Source organism: Vibrio sp. 10N.222.52.C12 (genome assembly GCF_041474215.1).
GTDB classification, from domain to species: domain Bacteria; phylum Pseudomonadota; class Gammaproteobacteria; order Enterobacterales; family Vibrionaceae; genus Vibrio; species Vibrio crassostreae_C.
In genome coordinates, this window is sequence record NZ_JBFRTR010000095.1 from 55,906 (window position 1) to 62,419 (window position 6,514).

6 protein-coding genes are annotated in these 6,514 nt (G+C 42.0%); 3 read left to right on the forward strand and 3 right to left on the reverse strand.

The window, feature by feature from the left end; all coding sequences use genetic code 11:
* The first annotated feature begins 348 nt into the window (after positions 1-348).
* Together AB4623_RS17230 and AB4623_RS17235 are read left to right on the forward strand one after the other, a co-directional pair.
* Positions 349-675 (forward strand): hypothetical protein, encoded by a 327-nt coding sequence (locus AB4623_RS17230; protein WP_372147004.1) that lies wholly within the window; start codon positions 349-351, stop codon positions 673-675.
* Positions 676-766: 91 nt separating this feature from the next.
* Complete coding sequence (locus AB4623_RS17235; protein WP_372147005.1) at positions 767-1,609, forward strand: hypothetical protein; 843 nt, start codon at positions 767-769, stop codon at positions 1,607-1,609.
* Positions 1,610-1,827: 218 nt separating this feature from the next.
* Here AB4623_RS17235 and AB4623_RS17240 read toward each other — a convergent pair whose 3' ends face one another.
* The 3 genes from AB4623_RS17240 to AB4623_RS17250 all read right to left on the reverse strand — a co-directional run bounded on the left by AB4623_RS17240 (position 1,828) and on the right by AB4623_RS17250 (position 4,953).
* Positions 1,828-2,883 carry a tyrosine-type recombinase/integrase gene (locus AB4623_RS17240; RefSeq protein WP_372147007.1) on the reverse strand — a complete coding sequence of 352 codons (1,056 nt, stop codon included), beginning with the start codon at positions 2,881-2,883 and terminating at the stop codon, positions 1,828-1,830.
* Between the two features lie 326 nt (positions 2,884-3,209).
* A complete protein-coding gene (locus AB4623_RS17245; protein WP_010430417.1) occupies positions 3,210-3,419 on the reverse strand; it encodes a cold-shock protein in 210 nt (69 codons plus the stop codon).
* A 448-nt stretch (positions 3,420-3,867) separates the two neighbouring features.
* Positions 3,868-4,953 (reverse strand): PQQ-dependent sugar dehydrogenase, encoded by a 1,086-nt coding sequence (locus tag AB4623_RS17250; protein WP_372147009.1) that lies wholly within the window; start codon positions 4,951-4,953, stop codon positions 3,868-3,870.
* Positions 4,954-5,223: 270 nt separating this feature from the next.
* On the opposite strand from AB4623_RS17250, the gene AB4623_RS17255 reads away from it, so the two are divergent.
* The gene (locus AB4623_RS17255; protein WP_065583717.1) at positions 5,224-6,417 is read left to right on the forward strand and encodes a multidrug effflux MFS transporter; all 1,194 of its coding nucleotides are present in this window, start codon (positions 5,224-5,226) and stop codon (positions 6,415-6,417) included.
* The last annotated feature ends 97 nt before the right edge of the window (positions 6,418-6,514 follow it).

The window sequence follows — 6,514 nt, forward strand, 5'->3', positions numbered from 1 at the left end:
CAAGATACTTTTTCTAATCTGCTGGAAATGGCTTAGACCAGCACGCCTAAAATATTTCTGTCCAGAACCTTCACAGAGGGCACTTCTTAACTCAGGAGTGCTCTATTGTTGGATAGACCTTTTACTCATTCACATCCTGTTTATGGGCTTTTCCCTTACTAAAAGTTATCAATTCTTCCAATGCTGTTTGTGTCAATTCCCGAGCTGTATAACGGGAGGATTCTACCTAGCTATCATTACTCACAGGTCGCAAGCTAACGTGCTAGTTTTCAAATTAAAAGTTTATTATGCAACGGGTAAAACGACTGATAAAATCTCACCGATTACCATATGAGATTAGGTTTAAAAATGCAGTTAGATGAGTTTGTTAAAGAAACTTTGGTACAAATTGCCAAAGGCGTAAATGAGGCAAGTTCTTCAGTTTCTGAACTTGGTGGCGCAGTTAACCCTCTACCTGACGAGGTTGATGTTTCTTTCGAGACCTACAAAGTAAAGCCCCAGAAGCAAGCAATTAAATTCGATATTGCCATTCAAGTTAAAGAGAGCACGGACTCAGAGGCAAGTGGAAAGGCTACATTATCGGTTTTTTCTATAGGCGGAGGCGTTAAGAGTTTAGATGAATCAAACATTGCGCATCGAGTTACTTTTGAGGTTCCGATGGATCTCCCTAGCTAGTACTTTTACATGTATTGCCATTTTTGGTTTGAAGTGCCGTTTAGTAAAGCTTTAGCTTGCAATAGGCACTATCTAGAGTTAAATATTGATTATGAAATGTAAATATATTGTTTTCATCGTTGGTTTTCTTAGCCTTGTGGGCTGTAAATCTATTTCCTTGCAACAAGCATTTAATAGCAGTAAATCGGAGTTAATTTGCACAGAAGAGTTGTGTGAATTAGAAATTGATGATGGTGGGTTATCTCGCATTATTTACTCGTGTGACCTCAATTCTGGCGGGCTGTTGTCAGAAAACAACTCAGCTGAGTTTAGGGATGAAAAATATAGTACAGATTTGAAATGGATTTTTAGCCCCAAAGAGTCAGAGTTTCGTTTTCGAGATAACTTAAATGAAGGAGATATCATTGCTCATAGTTCTCAATTCTATAACGTTTATAGTCAGATCGATGTCAAGTCATTAACTTTGTTCAAGGTTCGTTGTGAGAGTATGGCAAAAAAAGAGGCTGAGCGAAAAAGACTGGAAGTAGAACAACGTAAACAACGCGAACAGGCCAAGGTTGAAGCACAAACAAACAAACTGAGAGAATTAGGACGATCGAACAAAGCTAGGTATATATACAATAAGCCATTAGATTTGATAGACCTACCCATAAACTCAGAGATTTTGTCAAACCCTAGAACTATTTTTCTATCCGAATTCGCAGATACTTACGTAATCGAAAGGAAATTATTCGGTGATACTTATGTCGCAAAAGTTTCAGCAAAAGGCTACTTTCCCGACCAAATGAACATTATCGTGGTATCTGAGAAGCCTTTGTATCAAGGGGTTAGATTAAACAACTTCTATGGTATCTATACAGGTGTTGTTGACTACTCTGGAAAATATATGTCCTTAGAGCAAGGTGTGAGAGTAGAAGTGGTTGAATACAGGTAAGTTACAAATAAGGATTAAGCGCTGCACAATCAGCGTTAAATCCAGAGTATTGAACAAGTCCGAGCCTCATAAGTAAATTGTGTGTTCTGCCCCAGAAGGGTAGCTACCTTAGTATCTTTCTTAAGGTGAGCTTAGTCTTCGATTTGCTAAGGGTTCTATTTGTGAGTACAAATAGGTCCCTTCAAGTCAATGTATTAACTACATACCATTAATCGATTTTATATTTTACGTTCGTGTAACTTATGCGGGAACAACTGGGTATAAACCTGCCACAAGGTATTGAGGTTTCTATGGCCCGTTACCTGAGCAACCTCCTCAATGGTAAAGCCTTTCTCGAACAAGCGGCTTGCACCTTCACGGCGTAGGTCATGATAGCGTAGGTTATCAATTCCAACCTTCTGGCACACTTCAACAAAACCTCGTCCAACTGAGCGTGGGTTGTAAGGGAATATCAACTCACCTTTACGCTCTTGTCTCATTACAATATCAAATGCTTCACCGAGTAGAGGAACGACCATGTGGTTGCCTTCTTTTTTACGTGGGTCTTTTCGGTCACGTACGATCACTGTTCTAAGTTCTTCGTTTAAGTCTTCCCAGCGAATACCACACACTTCACTTACTCTCATACAGCTCAGGATGCTGAAGTCTAAAAGCATGGAGTAGGGGATTTTGTTTTCTCTGCGCTGCTCGCGCTCTTCTAGTGCTTCTTTTAGCAGGTCTATTTCATCGGTAGTAGGGCGTCTTGTTCGTTTCTCTGATTTACCGATGAGTTTCATTTCATACAGGATAGGGGTTGCTTCTAAGAATGTGTTCACGTTCGCTGCAACGTTGAATACAGGTTTAGCTCGTTTGAATACTGAACGTAAATAATAGATGTCGGAATAGACGGTAGAGGGCTTGGTTCCCGTACTGCATCTATCTTGGCAGTGCTCAATCAAGTCTTTAGTCGTTAGCTCATCGGAATAGATTTTTGCTATGTCACAATCACGCAGCATTTTTAATACGGTTTGTTTAGATCGGCCAGTATTGTCCCAGAGGTTTTTGTTTTCAATGAACATGTCTAGCAGCTGGCCAATGGGTACAGAACGATCTTGAGTTTCACCTTCGTCTATCTTTCGGACTTCATTTTTTGCCCAGGCAGTAGCGAGCGTTTTCTTCTTATGAGTTTTGGAAAAACGTTGAGCAATTTTGCTTCGATGTTTCACGGTAACGGTGGCTTTGTAGCGAGATTCACCGCTCGCTAGAGTTCGCTTTTCAATACTATAAGATGCCATGAACGTGTGCCTCTGAGGTGTACCAAAAGGGTGATTTGAGGGGTACAAAAGGTGTACCAAGGTTCAGAGATTATAGCAGTTTATTAAAGTTCTTCTAGGTTGTTATTTGCATTAAGTATTTGAAAATAATGGTGTATGTGGCTATTGCTAGGTAGGGCGGGGAGTGGCGTATTTTAGTGTAACTTATAGATTGTCGGTTTAAGAGCCATTGAGAGGGTGTCTTAGGTAGAAATAGTGAAGGGGAATATTACCTTAAATCTCTGAATAGCGGGTAAAAAAATAGCCAGCTGAGGCTGGCTATTTTTAGAAAGCTTTAAAATACTAAATTAAAGTACTTTGATGCTGTCAGCTTGTGGGCCTTTTTGACCTTGAGATACTACGAACTCAACTTTTTGGCCTTCAGCAAGAGTTTTGAAACCGTCGCCAGTGATAGCAGAGAAGTGTGCGAATACGTCTGGGCCGTTTTCTTGTTGAATGAAGCCGAAGCCTTTAGTTTCGTTGAACCATTTTACTGTACCAGTAACTGTGTTAGACATGATGATATCCTAAAATTAAATTTTTATTTTGAGCCAATTGTGGCACTGATAGCGCGGAAAAGTTTATTGCTATTGCGTACAACACAACGGGGTTACTAGTAATCCAACGAAATGTTTATATACAAAGAACTTTCTTTCTAGCCGGGAACGAGTCTAAATCAAATCAGGGGATAGTCAATCGAATACATAGGGAAAGGTTGCAGAAACTTGGGGGTAGTCAAACTTTGCATTCCTTAAATATCATGGAGTTACAGTTGTATGGTGATTTGTTGTAGTTTTTGTGAAAAAGGTGGTCGAAATTGATGACGAATTTGGAGTAAATGCACTGTTTTAGCGCATTCATTTTTGCAAATTTAAAGCCGCTAACTGGGCGTTGAGCCCACTTTTAACGGCTTATATTTATAAATGTCGTTGTAAGGTAAGTGCCTTTACTTGAACGAGGTCTCGGCTACTTTTTCAAGCGGTACAGGTTGCCATTATCAGTGCTGAAGAAGATGTCTCCGTTTGGTGAAGTTTCGATGTCTCTTACCCTTTCGCCCAAGTCCTCTAAAATGCGTTCTTCCTCGATTGCCTCACCTTGTTCATTGACTGTCACAATATTGATGTGAGTAAGTTTTAGTGCGCCAGCCAGCAGTTTGCCTTTCAGCTCTGGGTATTTGTCTCCTTGGTAAACAAGCAAACTGCCCGGAGCGATTGAAGGAACATAGACTTTTTTTGGCGCTTCAATACCATCTTTGGTTTCCGATTCGCCAACGCTGATAGGGCCCCAATACTCTTTTCCGTGTGAGGTGACAGGCCACCCATAGTTGGCACCCGCTTTTATTAGGTTAATTTCATCACCACCGCGAGGGCCGTGTTCAATCGACCAAAGCTTTTGAGTCGGGAAATCGTAATACAGACCTTGTGGATTACGATGGCCAAAGCTCCAAATTTCATTGAGCACTTTGTTGTTATCCGTGAATGGGTTATCGCTTGGTGTGCTTCCATCGGCATTCAGTCGTAATATTGATCCGGCGTGAGTCATGGTGTCTTGGCCGTTGTCTCGATCACCTCGATCACCGATTGAAAAATACAGGTGGCTATCATCAAAGGTGATACGGCTACCAAAGTGACGTCCTGTGTCCGTTCTGGATTTAGTTACAAACACGTCTGTCCAATTGATGACTTCATTATTGCTGTAATTAGCAGAAGCCAGTGTTGTTACGCCTTCATCATCGATGTCTTTACTGTAAGTGACGTAGAACTTTCCGTTTTCAAAAGGGGAAAGTGCGATATCTAATAATCCACCTTGGCCTTTCGCCCATACATTGGGCAGCCTGAAGAGTGTGTGTTGATCGCCAGTTTTTAAATCGACATGTTTAATGACGCCTGATTTTTCTGTGACTAGCATGGACTTATCGTTGACATAAGCCAGCCCCCAAGGGATCACGAGTCCGTCGGTGATCTTCTCTGCCTGCCATGCAAAGGCTGACGTTATAGGACCAGAGGCAAGCAGCGCCAAAGCACATGAAAAAATACGGTGATGAGTGTTCATTGAAGTCCCTTGATTATGAGCATCTAGTGTTAGTCTAGCGCTTGTGGCCGATAGGCGGAAAGCCGAGGTTGCTGAAAAGTGACTATTCACATATTTAGTTGAACGCCTATTGTATGATTATACAAGCTCACGTATGTTTACTCTGCCTTTCTCTATTTGATCCTGTCGGAGCATTATGAACAACTCACCAGCAGCATTTTCGCTATTTTCTCAGTTTTTATGTTGTGAGTTAGATACGCACGATTTTTCTTCGAACGGACCTATTAAACGATGAGTCGTGGATTTGATTTTAAATCGATCTTACTTGCGTGCTTGGTCATCAGTATCGGTCAGCTCAGTATGGGACTGGTGTTTCCATCACTACCTTGGATCGCCAAAGACTTCGATGTATCACTAGAGCAAGCCCAGCTATTGGTAAGCGTGTACCTATTAGGTTTTGGGCCTTCCCAGTTTATTTATGGCCCTATTTCCGATGCTCTTGGGCGCAAGAAAGTGCTGCTGAGCGGATTATTAATCGCCATGCTGGGACTATTGATGATCATTTTCTTCAGCCACTCGTTTACCAATATGGTGATGGGGCGATTTCTACAAGGCCTAGGAACCGGCTGTTGCGCTGTACTTGCTCGTGCCTCGACGCGCGATAGATTCAACGGCGCAGACTTGCCTTTGGCTATGTCTTATATTGCGATGGTTGCCTCTATAACACCTTTGATCGCGCCTGTTATCGGTGGGTTTATTAACTTCCACTTTGGCTGGAGTATGGTGTTTATCTCACTACTTGGCTATGTCTCATTGGCTTGGGTGGTATTGGCGTTCAAGTTTAAGGAAACCGTCACTAAGGTTTCGGCTATCCCTTCACCGAAGAAAATGATTTCTCAATACAAAGAGCTACTCACTTCTCGTTATTTTATGAGCTTTGCGAGTATTGGCTGGCTTAACTTTAGCTTGATGATCACCACCGTATCAGTGATGCCATTTATCATGCAAAATCAGATTGGCATGACGTCAGATGAATACGCGATGTGGGCGGTGATTCCTGCATTAGGCATGCTCGGCGGAACAAGCTTATGTAACCGTATTCGCCCTATGCTGGGCAACAAGAAAACTCTGTTATGCACACCTGTATTACATGTGGCTGCGGCGTTGTGGCTTTTCTTTTGTCCACTTGAGCCACTTTATTTAATGCTTGGCCAGTTCTTGATGATTCTTGGCAATGGTATAGCGTTACCTTGTGCTCAGGCGTTGGTGATGTTGCCTTATAAGAAGAACGCTGGCGCGGCTGCTGCGATGTCTGGCGGAGGGCAGATGGTGGTGTCTTCAATGGTGAGCATGGGGCTGGTTCAGTTAGGACTAGGAGAAGCGTGGCATCTATCGCTTGTCATCATGTTGTTCACACTGATTACCCTGTTTAATATTTTACGTGGTTTCAGTAGTCAAGAAGCGAGAGAGTCCCAGCTTAGCTAGTTATTTAATTATTTAGCTAGCTAGTGAGTGAAAAACGAAAAGGCCATTGAAGTTTATGATTTCAATGGCCTTTATTATGCTTAGAGCTTAGAGCTTA